We start from the raw sequence: 16504 nt of genomic DNA, 5'->3' as shown, positions 1-16504 counted from the left end.
CCGGCATCGCTATATCTGTGGAATATAGCTATTTGTTGATTTTACATTAATTAGCGACAGCAATACTATTACACAATGGTATTCGGCAATTATTAGATATTCGCGCAGATATTTATAGTAGAAAGAAAGCAATTGCCGCCAAGGTTTGTAAAACCCGGCGGCCGGAGGGCACAATGAAGGGTTTACATTGATCTGGTAAGTTCTTCGGTGTTGACCCGGGATTGGGCGTAATCGGCGTCTATCTTGTAGTATTTGTAGGTAAGCTTGGCTACCTTGGCGATGAATGCCTTGGCGCTTGTGTAATCGGGGACGTTTGAGGTAAGCACGGCTATTATGTAGTCGCCGCGGGGCGAGAATACTATGCCCACATCGTGGCAGGAACGCCTGAGCAGCCCGGTTTTATGGCCTATCTCCCAGCCAATCGGCAGGCCGCGCCTGAGGCGGCTGCGGCTTTTATTGTGCTTTAAAAAATCCAGCATCTGCCCGCTTGAGTCTTTGTCTATAAGATCCCCATCGTAGATCTGTTCAAGCATGCCGGCCATTTCACGCGCCGTGGTATAGTTCTCGCGAGCCACGCGGCCTGAGGTAAGGCTTAAACCCTCGGGGTAAATTTTGGTATAAACAAGGCCGAGCCTGGCGAATTCCCGCTGAAGGTAATCAAGCCCCATAGAATCTATAAGCATGTGAGTGGCTGTGTTGTCGCTTTCGGTTATCATCTTGTAGATGATCTCCATAACACTGAGCCGCGTGCCGTCGCGCACCCATTTTAGAGAGCCCGAGCCGCCCCAGCGGTCATGGCGGGAAAGCTGTATCTGCGTGTCAAGCGTAAGTTCGCCGGCCTTTATTTTTTCAAAGACCGCCGCCATTATGGGCAGCTTGATCAGGCTTGCCGAAGGGAACAGCCGGTCGGAGTTGTATTCCCAAACCTTGCCGGATTGCAGATCCTTCATGTAAATGCCCACATGGCCGCTGTAAGAGGCCGAGGCGGTTTTAAGGCCGGACGCCATTTCCTGCCATTCGGTATTATTAATGGGCGTTTCCACTTTTGAGGGCTCGGGAGGCGGATTGATCACGGTGGAGAAATAAACCCAGGCCTGATAAAGCGGAAAAGCAAAAGCCGCCGCGGCGAGCACGGCAAAAACTCGCACGGCCGGGCCCAGGCGCCTTTTTTTGGGTTCCTCTACCGGCGGCGGGACATAACGCCATTCAAGCGTGTTTTTAAACCTGTGCACTTTCACAAATTATTTTTTGGGGGCCGTCTGGGCCACTCCCAGCTCCAAAGCTTCGCCTTCGCCTTTATAGCTGATCGTCACCGTGTCGCCTTTTATCATCTTGCTGTTCAGCAGGAATTCGGAGAGCGGGTCCTCAAGCAGGCGCTGCACAACCCTTAAAAGCGGGCGGGCTCCGTATTGCGGGTCAAAGCCCCTCTTTGTCAGGAATGCCTTAGCCTCTTTGCTTATCTCAAAGCTGACGCCCTTATCTTCCAGCTTTTTTTCCACCTTGGCGAGGTTGAGCTCCAGGATCTTGCCCATATCTATTTCATTCAGGGGCCGGAAAACTATAACCTCGTCTATGCGGTTGATGAATTCCGGGTTGAAGACGCGCTTTATCTCTTCTTTAACGGTGTCTTTCATTTCATGGTAATCTTTCTCGCGGTCTTCCCGCGGTATGAAACCCAAAGTTTTGCCTTTGCTGATAAGCCGCGCGCCCACATTGGAGGTCATGATAAGTATGGTGTTTTTGAAACTCACTTTGTGGCCCAGGCTGTCCGTCAGCAAACCCTCGTCCATGATCTGGAGCAGGATATTGAAAACATCGGGGTGTGCTTTCTCGATTTCGTCCAGCACCACCACGGAATACGGTTTGCGGCGCACAAGCTCGGTAAGCTTGCCGCCTTCCTCGTAACCCACATAACCGGGAGGCGCGCCTATAAGGCGGGAAACCGAGAATTTTTCCATATATTCCGACATGTCAACGCGCACCATGGCCTCTTCGCTGCCGAACAGGAAGTCGGCAAGCACGCGGGCCAGCTCCGTTTTACCAACGCCCGTGGGCCCCAGAAAAATAAAATTGCCTATCGGGCGCTTCGGGTCTTTCATGCCGGTGCGGCTGCGCTTTATGGCCTGGGAGACTATTTTTACCGCCTCCTCCTGCCCTATAAGATGCTTGTGAATTTCCTCTTCCATGTGCATCAGTTTGTCGGCTTCGGTCTGCGTCATGCGGGTGACCGGGATGCCGGTCCACTTTGAGGCGATGGAGGCTATATCCTCCTCGGTCACTTCGGGCGCCATCTTGTCGCGCGATTCGCGCCATTTTTTCTTTGAATCTTCCAGCGTCTTTTTAAGCTCTTTCTCGCGCTCGCGCAGTTTAGCGGCCTTCTCAAATTCCTGGCCGTAGATGGCGGCGTTCTTTTCTTTGCCCAACTCTTCCAGCTCGGCCTCTTTTTCCTTGAATTCGGGCGGGGAAACCGAGAGCTTCAGGCGGGCGCGGGAACCGGCCTCGTCAAGCAGGTCTATGGCCTTGTCGGGCAGCGCCCTGTCGGTTATGTACTTATCCGAAAGCTGGACGGCCGCGAAAATAGCGGGGTCGGAATACTTGCACTTGTGATGCGACTCGTATTTTTCCTGCAGACCTTTCAGTATCTCTATGGTTTCCTCAACCGTGGGCGGGTCCACCACCACGGGCTGGAAACGGCGCTCAAGGGCAGGGTCGTGCTCTATGTGCTTGCGGTATTCGTCAAAAGTGGTGGCGCCTATGCACTGCAGCTCGCCGCGCGCGAGCGCGGGCTTGAGCATATTGGAGGCGTCTATGGCGCCCTCGGCCGCGCCTGCGCCTATCACGGTGTGCAGTTCGTCAATGAACATTATGATGGAATTTTTGGCCTTGCGGATCTCCTCGATAATGCTTTTGAGGCGCTGCTCAAATTCGCCGCGGTACTTGGTGCCGGCCACTATCGAGGCCAGGTCCAGGCTTAAAAGCCGCTTGCTCGCGAGCGTGTCTGAAATATCGCCGCTGGCTATTTTCTGGGCCAGCCCCTCCACAATGGCCGTTTTGCCCACGCCGGGCTCCCCTATAAGAACCGGGTTGTTTTTGGTGCGACGCCCGAGCACCTGTATGACGCGGTCCATTTCATTTGAGCGGCCTATAACGGGGTCAAGTTTCCCCTCTTTGGCCATCTGCGTCATGTCGCGGGCGAATTCGTCAAGGGTGGGGGTTTTTGTTTTGCCCTTGACCGCGCTGTGCGGGGCGTGACTTTTCTGCGACGGCTCTTTCTGGCTGTCTTTCTGGTCCAGGTCGCCGAGGATGGTAAGCACTTCCTCGCGCACGGTTTCAAGCTTCAGGCCGAGATTGGCAAGCACTCTTGCCGCCACACCCTCTTCTTCGCGGATAAGGCCCATTAAAATATGTTCGGTGCCGATGTAGGAATGGCCCATCTGCTGGGCCTCTTCCACGGCGTATTCAAGCACTTTTTTGGCGCGCGGGGTGAAAGGTATCTCGCCCAGGAGCATCATATTATCGCCCTGGCCCACTATTTTTTCTATCTCGGCGCGCACCTTGCGCAGGTCGACTCCGAGGCCCTGTAAAACCTGGGAGGCCACACCCTCGCCGAGGGCTATCAGGCCAAGCAGGATGTGCTCGGTGCCCACATAGTCGTGGTTAAGGCGCTTCGCCTCTTCCTGGGCTATCAGAATCACGCGCTGGGCGCGTTCGGTAAATCTTGTTCCCATAGTGTAAAGCCTCCAGAATAAACTTTAAAATCGTCCCGCCGCCGGCGAACACAAATTAATATTATGGCACAACCGCATAATATTTTCAATACGCGCCTATAGATTATAATTCAGGCGCGTTACAGAACTGTTTCATTTTTTCACGCGCACTTTGAAGCCTTCAACGGCGGTGACTGTTATCTCCGCGCCTTCCGCGACATCGCCGGAAACGCTTTCAGCTTCCCAAAGCTCGCCCGCAACCAGCACCGTGCCTTTGGGATTAAGGGCGGTTTTTGCAAGGCCTTTTTTGCCGGCAAGGCTTTCAATGCCGGTCACCACGCGGCGCAGCTGCGCTCTTAGAACCACCCAGGCAAGCGCCGCCACCACGGCGATAAGGCTGATAAGTGTGGAAGTTAATATGGTCATAGAAATAGACAATCCTCCAAGCGAGGGCCTGTTAAACAGCATCAGCGCCCCCAAGATTATGGACACCGCTCCGCCGAGCGTGAGCAGACCGTAGCTGACAACTTTAATTTCAGCGATGAAAAACACAAATCCGAGCAGGATAAGGGCGAGTCCCGCGAAATTGGCGGACAGCGCCTGAAAAGAATAAAACGCAAGCAATAAAGACATCGCCCCCACCACGCCCGGCAGAATAAGGCCCGGGTTGTAAAGCTCTATAAACAGCCCGGCCGCGCCCAGGCTCATAAGTATCATGGCGATGTTCGGGTCGGTGACGGCGGCTAAAAATTTCTGGCGGCGGGTCTGGAGCATAAGATCGACTTTGGGATCTTTAACCGCCAGCCTGCCGAAGCTCTCGACTTCGCGGCCGTTTATTTTAAGCAGCAGATCGTTCATGTCGGAGGCGATAAGGTCCGCCACGCCGAGCTTAAGAGCTTCCTCGGCCGGGATGGAATCGCTTTTGGTGACGGCCTTTATGGCCCATTCGACATTGCGGTTTTTCTGCCGGGTTATGGAATTGATGTAAGCGGAAGCGTCATTTAAAACCTTGGCTTCCATCGGGTCTTTCTTATTGCCTTCTTTTTCGCCGCCCATGGACGGCATGGCGCCGAGCATTACAGGGTGCGCCGCGCCGATATTGGTGCCGGGGGACATTACGGCCAGATGCGCCGCCATGGCGATAAACACTCCGGCGGACGCCGCGCGCGCGCCCTGCGGATAAACATACACCGCCACCGGCACCTTAGACGCCAGGATCTTTTTTATGATGTCGCGCATGGAAGTGTCAAGTCCGCCGGGGGTGTCAAGCTCAAGAACCAGCAGATCGTATTTTTCTTCATTGGCGCGGTCTATGGCGCCGTCCATGAATTCGGCCGCCGCAGGCGTGATAACGCCCGCGTAGGGCGCGGCAAGCACTTTGGTCACGGCGTAAGTTTTCCCGCTTTGCGGCTGGGCCAGCTTGGGAGCCTGGGCTTTTTTGGCCGCTAAAACGCCGGTCTGCGGCAATGCCAGAAACAACGCGAATAAAATTATTTTTTTCATAATCATGTACCTTCCGGGTCAAAATTAAAATAGTTCGCCAGCGATATTGATTATACAATTTTAACCCGAATCCTTCAGTCAGGATTCGCCCGGAGGACAGCTCTTTTGGCCTGTGACATGGAAATTTATTGGCCAAAAGGGCTGGCCCCGCCCTTTTGGTTCGACGATAAATCCAAAAGAGCGGGGCTGGGTTACCCCGCCCTTTTACGGACATGTGTAAGCTTTGAGCGCATTTTTTCATGCGGTCAATATAGCGCAGATACCAGCGTCGTTTCACGTCGGAAAAGGGCGGCGGCACCCCTTCCTGGGGAATTTAGCCACAGGCGGGAACCACATAGTGGTTCCCCCTACCCTGCGGGGCGAAACCTTCAGTCGACTGAAGGTTTCGGGTTACGGTTACTCCCCGTTACGGGTTGGATTTGTTACAATATTTTGACAATGGCAGAAGAGATAAAAGTGACTCTGGCCTGTCGCGGACCTATGGCGCTGTCCGCGACTGAAATTTATTCGGTGCTGATAACGGAAGAAAGACTTCCGGACTTTGCCCTTACGGCTAAAATACTTTCGGAATTCCATTCATTGAATTTAAATGACGCCGGGCGGCTGGTCAGGCATTGCTGGGGTCTTCTGGGTTCCGGCCTGGCGCCCGACAGAGCGCGCGAGTTGGCCGGGAAATGCGAAGCTTACGGTATTAAAACGATAATACTGCCTTCAGCCGGACTGCCCAAGCTTACCCACCCCGCATTGATAAAAAAAGCCGCTTTTGCAAACAACACCTTCAGCTACGCCACCGCCGGCGTCAGCATGAACGCGGCGGCCGCGGATATCCTGGTTTTATCGGCGGCGCCGCTCAAAGAAGAAACGGTTAAAGTAGTAAAGTCGGTTGAAGGCCCCTCCGCAGGAGAGAGGGCGGTGCGAATGGGTATAATGGCCGTGACCGGCCTGCCCATAGGCATGGGGAAAAGCAAGGAAGTAAAAAAAGAGGTGAGAACTTCGGAAACCTCTTTTCTGCTGGACATAATCCTGAAGCAAAATCTCCGTCTGCGGCTGAATCCGGCGGATTTTGACTTTTCCTGCCTTAAAGAAAAAAAGACATATTCCAGCCATACGAATTTTAATCTGATGTGCGCCGAGCTCGCAGCTTTCGCGCATAAAGCGCTTAAAAATACCGGCCTTTGGGCCATACTGGAGCATAAACCGCTTAGCGCGCTGCCCTACGACAGTATGGAAGATTTTGAAAAAGAAACGCAGCGCCTGGCGGTTTTAGTAAATAGGTAGCCAGAAGCCAGAATACAGAAGTCAGAATGGGTGGGAATGTTCCACAATTCTGAATTCTGACTACTGTCTTCTGAATTCTGTCTTCTTAAGCCGTACCGAATTAACCATGAAATATATTCTTGCCATAGACCAGGGGACCACCGGAAGCCGGGCCATAGTCTACGACCGCCGCGGGGAAAAAATAGCGGCCGCTTACTCGGAATTCCGCCAGTATTTTCCAAAACCCGGCTGGGTTGAGCACGACCCCGAAGAAATATGGGAAAGCGTCAACAATTGTATACAAAAAGTCCTGCAAACAGTATCCCCCGGCCTGATCGCCGCCATCGGAATAACCAATCAGCGCGAGACCGCCGTGGTCTGGGACAGGAACACCGGCAGGCCCATCTACAGGGCCATAGTCTGGCAGTGCAGACGCACGGCCCGGCGCTGTGAAGAGCTGAACGCGGACAAAAAAATATCCGGCTACATCCGCCGTACGACCGGCCTGCCGGTTGACGCTTATTTCTCCGCCTCAAAAATAGAGTGGCTGCTGAAACATGTTCCCGGCGCGGCCAAAAAAGCGGCGCGCGGCGGACTGCTGTTCGGGACAACGGACACCTGGATACTGTGGAAACTGACCGGCGGAAAAACGCACGCCACGGACTACACGAACGCTTCGCGCACAATGCTTTTCGATATTACAAAGCTTAAATGGGACGAGCGGCTGCTTAAAATATTCGGCGTGCCGCGCGCGATGCTGCCCGCGGTCCGGCCTTCCGCCGGCGAATTCGGCAGGACGGCAGCCATAGGCCGGCTGCCGGCGGGGATATCCGTAAGCGGCATCGCGGGGGATCAGCAGGCGGCTTTATACGGCCAGGCCTGCTTTGGACCGGGAACGGTCAAGAACACTTACGGCACCGGCTGTTTCCTGCTGATGAATACCGGAAAAAACCGCGTCAATTCAGCCAGCGGGCTTATAACCACGCTCGCCTGCGACGCCGGCGGCGGCCCGGCTTACGCGCTTGAGGGCGCCGTTTTTATAGCGGGCGCGGCCGTGCAGTGGCTGAGGGACGGGCTTAAAATATTGAACTCGGCCTCCCAATCCCGAAAGATGGCGGCCGCTCTGAAGAACAATGAAGGGGTTTACCTTGTGCCCGCTTTCACCGGGCTCGGTGCGCCTTATTGGAAACCTCACGCGCGGGGCGCGCTGTTCGGCATAACAAGAGGCACCTCGCGAAATCATCTGGCGAGAGCCGCAATTGAAGCCATGTGTTACCAGACAAAAGATGTGATGGACGCCATGGAGCGCGACTGCGGCCTGCGCGTCAAAGAACTTAAAATAGACGGCGGGGCTTCGGCCAATAACCTGCTTTGCGCTTTTCAGGCGGACATCTGCGGAATTAAGGTGGTGCGGCCGCGCGTGATAGAAACGACTTCCCTGGGCGCCGCGTATCTGGCCGGGCTGGCCGCAGGTTACTGGAAAAACCCGGAAGAAATACGCGCCTGCTGGGCCAGGGACAGGGAGTTTAAACCCTCCATGCCGCGAAAAGAGGCCGCGCGCCTGTACAGCGGCTGGAAAGAAGCGGTAAACCGGCTGCTATAAACCACAAACGCGGGTTTGCGATATATACCTATGATGACTGAATTTGAATCAGGTTTCTTTCCGGCTCCGGGCTCAATTGAGGAAAAATTTATAAGGAGCGGCGGCCACGGCGGGCAGAACGTGAACAAAGTCGCCACCGCCGTGCAGCTTCGCTTTTGCCCCCGCTTGTCCGGCCTGTCCCATGCGGCGCAGGCGCGGCTCAGACAGCTTGCCGGCGCAAAGCTGACCGAGGGCGGCGATATACTGATCATCGCAAGCGAGCACAGAACGCAGGAGCAGAACCGCCAAGCCGCCAGGGCCCGGCTGCGCGAACTATTGGAACGCGCCATGCGCCCTCCAAGACGCAGAAGGCCCACAAAACCCTCTTACGGCTCAAAACAGCGCCGCCTTGAAAGCAAAAAATGCCGGGCCGACATAAAGCGGACGCGGCGCGGCGCGGATTTATTTTAGCCCCCAAAAAAATAGTGTTATATCCCCGATTCCCACTCGGGAAAAACGGAACCTTTATTGCCGGCAAGCAGGCAGATATGCGTGAATGGGGGGTTGTTCTTTTTTACGTACAGCCCGCCCGCAAGCTCCCGCAGGTCGACCTCATCCACAGAACTGTCAAAATCGGAAGGATTGGCCGCAAAGATCAGAGCGCCGCGCTCACAGTTGTATTTTTTACGGGAACTGTTCAATTGCCGCTTTTTTTTATCATACTTTAGCGCAAGACGAACTATGGAAAAATCGTTGTCCGATTGAAGGCAACAGACCTCAAATACATAGTTCTGGCCGCCCCTCACCCCGGAGATATCCGCGCTTGTGCCGCCGCGCTGCCGGATAAATTTCAAATCGCCAAATTCCTCGCGGTGAAGGAATACCACGGCCCGGAGCTCCGCCAGCGCCGCCCCGAACCTTTCCGGCGCCATATCATTTTTATTAAATCCCGTAATGAACAGAACCTCTTCTTTCGGGCGCCCCAGAATTCCGCTCCCCGCGGCAAGCAGGCGGTCCATATTCCCGATGAAATCCGCGGGATTTCTCTTAAGCTCCGCCTTCAGCGCGGAATGCGGCTTGCGTCCGGCAACCTTCGCAAAATACCGCTTCACATCCTCAGGCAGCCTGGACAATTCAATAAGTTTAAGCACACCTGGTTTATCCATAAAAATCCGCCGGAGAGATTTCCACCCGCCGACAGCTATAAAAACGGCCTCTTATCCATATCCAATTAATACCTGCCGGCGGGCAGCGCCGGCAGTATTATAGACATTCTGTGCTCTATAAGGCCGGCTGCGGCGCGCAGATCCTTTACTTTCAAAGAGCGGAATGATGTTTTGCCTATGAGACCGGCGGATCTTACACGCACAAGATAGACGGGGTGATCCGCCGGGTAACAGCGCTCTATGGGAGCGAACAGCTCTTTTCCGTATTTTTTCAGCGCCTCGCTGGCGCAGAAAATTATCAGCAGCCCGGCCGGGGGCAGCAAACCGGGACGGGCCCGCAGCTCCTCCGCCTTACACACGGAAAATCCTTTGTCCAGCAGCCGCTTGCCGTGTTCCTCAAGCACCCCCAGAATATTGTCCGCCGACGACAGGGCGGGAACCACGCTGAAGGCGTATCCATGCCGGCGGCAATAATCCACTAATATCCCCCCCTCGCTGAAAAGAAGCGGATTGCCGTAGGCGAGATACGCGACCCGCCTGCCTTTTTTAAGCTCAGCTTCTATCAGACGCCAGAGAGCCGGCTGCGGGATGCTCTCGTAGTCGGCGTACGCGATACGCAGGCCGGGAGAAACAAGTTTTAATGTTTTTGTGACCCGTTCGCGGTCTTTATGAATATAAAAGACGACATCGCAGCTCCGCAAAACGCGGACGGTTCCAAGCGTCATGTCGTCAAGAAAATCTATGCCGGCGCCGCACAGAAAAAATTTTCCCCGGGCGGGTCGTTTTTGGACTTTTTTCATGGCAAGGCCTTCTTCTGACTATCTCCGGCGGCGCCTCTATTTTCCCTTAAGCCTGGCTACGTAAGAAGCGTGGAATTTCTTCATATTTTCAACGAGAGCCCTGATATCGTCTTTCGGCGGCAGAAAAGTTGTGCGGAAATGAAGCGTTCCGGGCCGCTGGCCGAACCCCGAGCCCGGCACCACGCAGATCCCGGTCTCTTCCAGCAGTTTCAGGCAATACTCCGAGTCTCTTGCCGTCTCATAGCTGCTCCTTTCCTCCTCCGTCATCTTCGCCGGGTCAACGCCTTCCGGATGCGGGAGGTCGAACTTCACAAAAGCGTACATCGCGCCCTGCGGAATATAAGTTTCCATCCCCTCTATCTCATTTAAGCCGCGGCCGAGTATCTCCGCCTTCTCCTTCAGGCCGCTGAGTATAGCGTCGCGCTCCCGCGCGTAAAGCTCATAGCTCTCCGAGCCTTTTTCGGGCGGCGCCGCCATCAGGTAAGTGACTATCTGCCCGTCCACATTGGCGCACAGACCGATAGACTGCAATTTTATCATCTCCGCGTAAACGTCGTCGGGCATGTTCCTGACTTCAAGATAGCCGCCCCTGTGCCCGCATTCGCCGAGGAACCCCTTGGAAACCGAATGAAAACTGAACAACGTCACATCCGTCTCGCCCTCATCATGCATCACCTTGGCGAACGAATAGAACTTAAGCCCCGGCGCGTAAATATTCTCCTGATAAACTTCGTCGGCAAGGATTGAAAGCTTGTGTTTTCTCGCGAAGCGGACCACCATCTCGATATTTTCCATGGAAAGCACGGCGCCGGTGGGGTTGCCCGGATTTATTACCACGATCGCCACGGGATTAATGCCGTTCTTTTTAGCTTCGTCAAAACTCCTGTTCAGTTCATGCTCGTTCAGCTGCCAGTGGTTGCTCTCATCGAGGAAATAGTTTATCTGCTTCGCTCCGTACAGCTCGATAGTCGCGCTGTAGAGCGGATACTGCGGGATGGGGATCATGTACCCGTCCGTCTCCCTGTTCGTCAGCATGGTCAGCACAGCCTGAACGCCTTTGCTGGCGCCGTCGGTAAGAAGTATCCGGTTCATGTCGACGGGAATGCCGTCGCGCTTATGGATAAAATCGGCGACAGCTTTGCGTATGAACGGAATGCCCGCGCTCTGGGTATAAGCCCCGGTACCGCCGGGATTTTTATCAATTATCATTTTTGCCCGCCTGATCGCGTCGGCGGGGAAAATCTTCGCGGTTTCGGGGAGGGCTATCATGTCCGGATACTCAAGCAGGCTGAGGACCTGCCGCACGAACGTGAGAGGCTTTTGTTTCAGCGCCTGGGGATTGCCTATATTACAGTAAATTATCTTCTTCCCGCGCCCTTCCAGCTCATTGGCGCGGACAACTATTTTACCCCTTACGGCGTAGTGTGCTTTAAGCAGTTTTGAATTTACGGCGGCAAGATTGATCATTCCCAAATTATATAATTATTCGCCCCCCCCGGGCAGTTCCGGCCCAAAGAGCCGGAACTGAAAAGCCGGTCAAATACGGGCCTTGAACACTATACAGCCACGCATATAATTCCATATACTAATATAAGCGGCGTTGCGTGATTCTAGTCAGCGTGAGCGCAAAGGAGCCAACATAGATGTTAAAACTAGCGATAGCTCTGTTCCTCTCCGCCGCCGCAACAGCCCGCGCCGGAATACCTGAAACGCTGAGAGAGCCCGCTTTTGACCGGAACAACTACTACAACCTCCTGATGGAAAACCTGAAAAACACGGAGCCCGCGGTCCCGCCCCCCGCCCCTTCGCCGCGGACAGCCCCCGGCTTTTGCGTCTTCAACTCCCTCTCCGGCGCCCCCGTCGGCGGCCCCGCCGCTTTCCAAACCCTCATTCAGAACAGCGACGCCGTCTTCGTAGGAGAAACCCACGACCAGATGGCGGACCACCTTGCCCAGCTTGAAGCTTTAAAAGCCCTGTATGCCGCCCGCGGCGGCGGCATAGTGGTCGGCTTTGAAATGCTCAATATGACCCTTCAGCCCGTGCTGGACGACTACGCCGCAGGCCGCCTTACCGAAGAAGATTTTCTGCTGAAAGCCGACTGGAAAACGGAATGGGGGTTCGACTTCAACCTTTATAAGCCGCTGTTCGACTTTATCCGCGCCAACCGGCTGAAAGCCCTCGCCCTGAACCTGCCCAAAAAAGTAGTCTCAAACATAGCCCATGTCGGCCTGGAAGCTCTTACCCCCGAAGACAAACAGTACCTGCCCCCGGACCTTAAGGTAACCACCAACGAAGCCTACATAAAATATATCCGCAGCTCCTTTGAAGGCCACATGGCTGATATGTTTAAATTCGAAAACTATCTGGCCGCCATGTCCGCGTGGAACGAAACCATGGGCGCCCGCCTGGCCGCCTTCGTAAACGCCAACCCCGGCTTTGCCGCGTTGGCCGTAGCCGGAGCCGGCCACGTAATATACAACGCTGGCATCCCCGAATCCTTTAAATCCCGGACCGCCGGTCTGCGCCTGGCCTCTTTCTACCCCCAGGACGCCGCAGCCTGCCCCGCAGCCTTTCCAGCGCAGGATGCCGGCCTTGCCGACTATGTGTGGTACCTCGACCACAGCCCCGCACAAGAGCGATAATTACAAAGTGAACTTTTCAGCTTCGCCGCGCTACTAATTAACGAGGGCAGACCGCTTTATGGAAAATGTCTTGGACGACAAACTCATAAATGGGACGGCAGCTGACGAGGATCTTATAAAGGCCGCAGGCGCAGGCGACGCCTCCGCGCTGGGGGAGCTGGTAGAGCGTTATAAGGACAAGGTGTTAAGCTTCATGTCCTGGCATTTTTCACTGCCGCGCGAAGAGGCCCTTGATATGACGCAGGAGGTATTCCTCGCGGTCTGGAAAAGCGCGGCCTCTTACAGGAGAGAGTCGCTTTTCAGCACCTGGCTTTTTTCATTGGCGCGCAATGTCGGCATGACCTATTTTCGGCATTATCTGGCGAAAAAAACCGAAAGTGTCGGACTGCTTTTCGGCAATGAGGAATTTGAGAATATACCGGACGCCGTTCCGGGAATTCTGGAGCGGCTGGAAGCGGGGGAACGCGGGGCGGCGGTACGCGCGGCGGTGGAAAAGCTGCCGGATAAACTTAAAACCGTGCTGCTTCTCAGGGAGTGGGAGGTTCTGTCATACGATCAAATAGCCTCTGTGACCGGCATCCCCGTGGGCACGGTGCGTTCAAGGCTGCATAACGCCCATGCCCTGCTTCTTGAATATTTATCGGAGGATATATGAACTGCGGCGCTGAAATGAAACGGGAAATTATGTCCCTTGTGCTGGGGGAACTTTCCGCGCAAAGGGCCCTGGCCGCGGAACGCCATCTTGCCGGCTGCCGGGAATGCGCGGCCCTGCGGCTGGCGCTCCTTGAGGAGCGTTCGGCACTTGCCGCCGCCGGCGCGCCTCTGCTTTCGGCCGGCCCGGCATTCGCCGGCGCGGTTGTCTCGGCCGCTGTCCGCGGCAGGGTGCGGGAGAAGAAAATGGCCTTCGCTTCAGCGCTGCTTGCCGCCGGATTGGCGGTCTTTATTATAATGGCTGTTCCTGCCCATCGGGTCGCCGTTACGGCGGCAGGCTCCGCCATCACCCCGCCGCTTACGGATGCTTCCTACAGCGTTCCGGACTCCGGGGCGCGGGCTTCTGAATTTTATTACAGGTTAAGCGGGAGGGATGAATTTCCTCCCTATGAAAAAGCGAAGAATAAGGAGGCGTTATGAAAACAAAGACTGTGCTGGTTGTGTTGGCACTGGTTCTGGCGGCGGCGGGCTTTATGGGGCATATGCGCGCGGAGAGAAAGTACCGCGCGGCTGACCTTGTGGCGGGATACCGCGGTTTTGTGATGGAACTGCCCAAGGCCCAGCTCTCCTGGGTGAAAAAGGGCGCCTACCTGGACGTGATCAGCGTGTTCGAGGCGCAGATGAAAGATAACAGAAAAGAAAAAATATCGGCCACCATACTGCAGAACGTGAAGGTGGCCGGCGTTGATCACCGCAAGGGAACTGTTGTGCTGCTGCTGAACCCTCTCGAAGCGGAATATGCCGCTCTTGCTCCGCTGCAGGGAAATATCAGCATAGCGCTGCGCGCCCCTGGAGATTCCAAGCTTGCCCAGCTTGAAATAGGAAGCTACAGCAAACTGATAAAATAGGTGCAAAACACGGCCGGGAACAAGAAGGCCGCTACGCTTAATGCGAACTACCAACTCCGCCCTGAGGAAAAACAGCTTCAGGGCGGAGGTTTCCTCCGCACTTTCCCGCTGACTAAGCGGTAATGTGGAAACGGGAGCCTTGCGTCCGGCTGTTTTTGCCGGACGGCATTATTCAGGGAAAGTTTATATCCACCTGCACCGTATAAGTGTTCCGGCCGGCTGTTTTTTTATTATTATAAATATCGTAACCAAAAATAACGCCGGTATTCGGGGCGAAAGCCCAGAAAACACCAAAATTAAGCGCGCCCAAAGCGGAATCTCCGCCCTGATAATCAACAGCCGCCCAAAGCTTGTCCGACACCTCGCTTATAGTCCTGTCCCAGGATAAAAGCAGGCCGTCGGCCGCCTTTTTACCGTTTTCATCCACAAGCACTGTATTGTTGCCCCTGTAATAACCGGCCGAGAAACGCCCGGCGGCCGATAGGGTCTTTGCGGCCATAGCGTAGAGGATATCCTGGTTCGTTTTGCCGCTCTTTAAGCCCGCGTTGTACACGCCTAAGGCGAAAGCGGGCGAACCTTTGAACCACACGTTTTCCTGGGTGCCCGCCTTGCCATGCAGATAAAGCGGATAATTGTCATTGGCAACGCCCTGATACATCAGGTCGAACCCGGCCTCAGCCTGGATCTTTTCATAAGACAGAAAGCCCACGGTGGGGCCTATCATGCTTAAAGGCGCTTTTCTGGTTCCGTTGCTCTCTTTTCCAGCGGATAGATAACTGTCTATGTTCAGGTGCGCCGTCTTGTATTTCTGTATGTCGGTGGAGGGTATCCACACCTGAGTGGAAGGGGTGGCAAATGCCGCGCCCATGCAAACCAAAACGGTCATAACCGCTGCAATGGATGTTCTCATACAAAGATTTCACTCCGTTTGACGTAAAAAACGGCCGCCTCACAGGACAGCCGTTTTTCTGATGTTTTATTACTGGAGATACGCAGTTTCGCCGTGCTGCGCCTCATCCATCCCGGCCTCTTCTTCCTTCTCCGAGGTCCTGACCGGTGTCACGAGGTTTATGAGCCAGAGCATACAGTAAGTGAACAGGAAGGCATAGATCGCGGCGCCTGCCACCGCTATAGTTTCCTTCAGGAAAAACCTGGTATCGCCGTACATCAGTCCGTCCGCGCCGGCAATGTTAACGGCTTTGGTCGCAAATATACCCAGGCAGATAACGCCCAGAACGCCCCCCATGCCGTGCACGCCCCAGACGTCCAGCGCGTCGTCCCAGTGTAATTTGTTTTTCAGGTTGACCGCTATGTAGCAGACTATGCTGGAGGCGATGCCGATGAACACAGCCGACGTTGTTGTAACGTAGCCGGAGGCCGGGGTTATGGTGGCAAGTCCCGCTATAGATCCCGTCAGGAGGCCGACGAACTTGGGCTTCTTTTCTATAATCCAGGCGATTATCAGCCAGGTCACAGCCGCGAAAGAGGCGGCCACGTCCGTGTTTACGAACGACAGAGCGGTGACCGAATCGACTTTCAACTCGCTGCCGGCGTTGAAACCGTACCAGCCGAACCAGAGAAGGCCGGTGCCGAGAGCGACCAGCGGTATGCTGTGCGCGGACGGGTCGGCGACCTTGCGCTTGCCGACAAAAAACACCGAAGCGAGCGCCGCAAAGCCGGCGGAGGCGTGTACCACTATACCGCCGGCAAAATCAAGCACACCATGCTTGGCTAGTAAACCGCCGCCCCAGACCATGTGACAGAGCGGGAAATAGACGAACAACAGCCAGCCCACGAGAAATATCAGATACGCCTTGAAATTTACCCGGTTGGTGAAGGCCCCCGTGCAAAGCGCCGGGGTTATCTGGGCGAACATCATCTGATAGGCGAAGAAAACTATCAGCGGAATGCTCGATGACCCGGCGAACGCGGTGGTAGGCGTTATCCCGTTCATGAACGCGTAGTTCAGATCGCCGATAAGCTTGCCTTCCCCTCCGGAGAAGCACAGAGAAAACCCGCAGATGTACCACAGGACCGTGGTCACGCCCATGGAAACGAAACTCTGTATCATTATGGCCAGGACGTTCTTCCTGCCCACAAGTCCCCCGTAGAAGAAAGCGAGGCCCGGCGTCATTAACATGACAAGGCTGGTCGCCACCAGCATAAACCCTGTATTTCCGGTATCGAACATATTTTTAATCCTCCGTATAGAATGCGTCCGCGCAGGCGGCCGCCTGTGTCCGTATATTAGGGAAATTATATGTATGCGGGAACGCCGGGAATATCAG

The 16504-nt window shown here is 54.9% G+C and carries 15 protein-coding genes; 7 read left to right on the top strand and 8 right to left on the bottom strand.

Annotated elements, in window-relative coordinates; all coding sequences use genetic code 11:
• Positions 1 to 182: 182 nt before the first annotated feature.
• The 3 genes from NTX59_05400 to NTX59_05390 all read right to left on the bottom strand — a co-directional run bounded on the left by NTX59_05400 (position 183) and on the right by NTX59_05390 (position 5210).
• Positions 183 to 1238: a class A beta-lactamase-related serine hydrolase gene (locus NTX59_05400; protein MCX5785103.1), complete on the bottom strand. Its 1056-nt coding sequence runs from the start codon at positions 1236 to 1238 to the stop codon at positions 183 to 185.
• Between the two features lie 3 nt (positions 1239 to 1241).
• The gene (locus tag NTX59_05395) at positions 1242 to 3728 is read right to left on the bottom strand and encodes an ATP-dependent Clp protease ATP-binding subunit (GenBank protein MCX5785102.1); all 2487 of its coding nucleotides are present in this window, start codon (positions 3726 to 3728) and stop codon (positions 1242 to 1244) included.
• 132 nt (positions 3729 to 3860) lie between these two features.
• Complete coding sequence (locus NTX59_05390; protein MCX5785101.1) at positions 3861 to 5210, bottom strand: nodulation protein NfeD; 1350 nt, start codon at positions 5208 to 5210, stop codon at positions 3861 to 3863.
• Between the two features lie 438 nt (positions 5211 to 5648).
• On the opposite strand from NTX59_05390, the gene NTX59_05385 reads away from it, so the two are divergent.
• The 3 genes from NTX59_05385 to arfB all read left to right on the top strand — a co-directional run bounded on the left by NTX59_05385 (position 5649) and on the right by arfB (position 8520).
• The gene (locus NTX59_05385; GenBank protein ID MCX5785100.1) at positions 5649 to 6488 is read left to right on the top strand and encodes a hypothetical protein; all 840 of its coding nucleotides are present in this window, start codon (positions 5649 to 5651) and stop codon (positions 6486 to 6488) included.
• Positions 6489 to 6594: 106 nt separating this feature from the next.
• Entirely contained in the window at positions 6595 to 8070 is a 1476-nt protein-coding gene (glpK, locus tag NTX59_05380; protein ID MCX5785099.1) for a glycerol kinase GlpK, read from the top strand.
• A gap of 33 nt (positions 8071 to 8103) precedes the next feature.
• The gene (gene arfB / locus NTX59_05375) at positions 8104 to 8520 is read left to right on the top strand and encodes an alternative ribosome rescue aminoacyl-tRNA hydrolase ArfB (GenBank protein MCX5785098.1); all 417 of its coding nucleotides are present in this window, start codon (positions 8104 to 8106) and stop codon (positions 8518 to 8520) included.
• Between the two features lie 17 nt (positions 8521 to 8537).
• Here arfB and NTX59_05370 read toward each other — a convergent pair whose 3' ends face one another.
• The 3 genes from NTX59_05370 to NTX59_05360 form a co-directional block, all read right to left on the bottom strand.
• Positions 8538 to 9215, bottom strand: a complete 678-nt coding sequence (locus NTX59_05370) for a hypothetical protein (protein MCX5785097.1) — start codon at positions 9213 to 9215, stop codon at positions 8538 to 8540.
• Positions 9216 to 9280: 65 nt separating this feature from the next.
• The gene (locus tag NTX59_05365; protein MCX5785096.1) at positions 9281 to 10015 is read right to left on the bottom strand and encodes an SAM-dependent methyltransferase; all 735 of its coding nucleotides are present in this window, start codon (positions 10013 to 10015) and stop codon (positions 9281 to 9283) included.
• A gap of 36 nt (positions 10016 to 10051) precedes the next feature.
• Positions 10052 to 11482, bottom strand: a complete 1431-nt coding sequence (locus tag NTX59_05360; protein ID MCX5785095.1) for an aminotransferase class I/II-fold pyridoxal phosphate-dependent enzyme — start codon at positions 11480 to 11482, stop codon at positions 10052 to 10054.
• Between the two features lie 176 nt (positions 11483 to 11658).
• On the opposite strand from NTX59_05360, the gene NTX59_05355 reads away from it, so the two are divergent.
• Genes NTX59_05355 through NTX59_05340 form a run of 4 tightly spaced genes read left to right on the top strand, consistent with a single transcriptional unit; the run spans position 11659 to position 14216 of the window.
• Positions 11659 to 12657: a ChaN family lipoprotein gene (locus tag NTX59_05355; GenBank protein ID MCX5785094.1), complete on the top strand. Its 999-nt coding sequence runs from the start codon at positions 11659 to 11661 to the stop codon at positions 12655 to 12657.
• Between the two features lie 58 nt (positions 12658 to 12715).
• Positions 12716 to 13312 carry a sigma-70 family RNA polymerase sigma factor gene (locus tag NTX59_05350; GenBank protein ID MCX5785093.1) on the top strand — a complete coding sequence of 199 codons (597 nt, stop codon included), beginning with the start codon at positions 12716 to 12718 and terminating at the stop codon, positions 13310 to 13312.
• On the top strand, positions 13309 to 13788 hold the full coding sequence (locus tag NTX59_05345) for a zf-HC2 domain-containing protein (protein MCX5785092.1): 480 nt from the start codon (positions 13309 to 13311) through the stop codon (positions 13786 to 13788). Before NTX59_05350 ends, NTX59_05345 begins: the two co-directional genes overlap by 4 nt.
• Complete coding sequence (locus tag NTX59_05340) at positions 13785 to 14216, top strand: hypothetical protein (GenBank protein MCX5785091.1); 432 nt, start codon at positions 13785 to 13787, stop codon at positions 14214 to 14216. The genes NTX59_05345 and NTX59_05340 overlap by 4 nt, the downstream gene beginning before the upstream one ends.
• Before the next feature lie 172 nt (positions 14217 to 14388).
• Here the strand turns inward: NTX59_05340 and NTX59_05335 are convergent, their stop codons facing one another.
• Both NTX59_05335 and NTX59_05330 read right to left on the bottom strand, forming a co-directional pair.
• Positions 14389 to 15126: a hypothetical protein gene (locus tag NTX59_05335; protein MCX5785090.1), complete on the bottom strand. Its 738-nt coding sequence runs from the start codon at positions 15124 to 15126 to the stop codon at positions 14389 to 14391.
• Between the two features lie 69 nt (positions 15127 to 15195).
• Positions 15196 to 16407 carry an ammonium transporter gene (locus NTX59_05330; protein MCX5785089.1) on the bottom strand — a complete coding sequence of 404 codons (1212 nt, stop codon included), beginning with the start codon at positions 16405 to 16407 and terminating at the stop codon, positions 15196 to 15198.
• Positions 16408 to 16504 lie beyond the last annotated feature (97 nt).

Source organism: Elusimicrobiota bacterium (assembly GCA_026388155.1).
GTDB lineage: Bacteria > Elusimicrobiota > Elusimicrobia > Elusimicrobiales > UBA9959 > UBA9634.
This window is presented reverse-complemented; position numbering and strand designations above follow the sequence as displayed.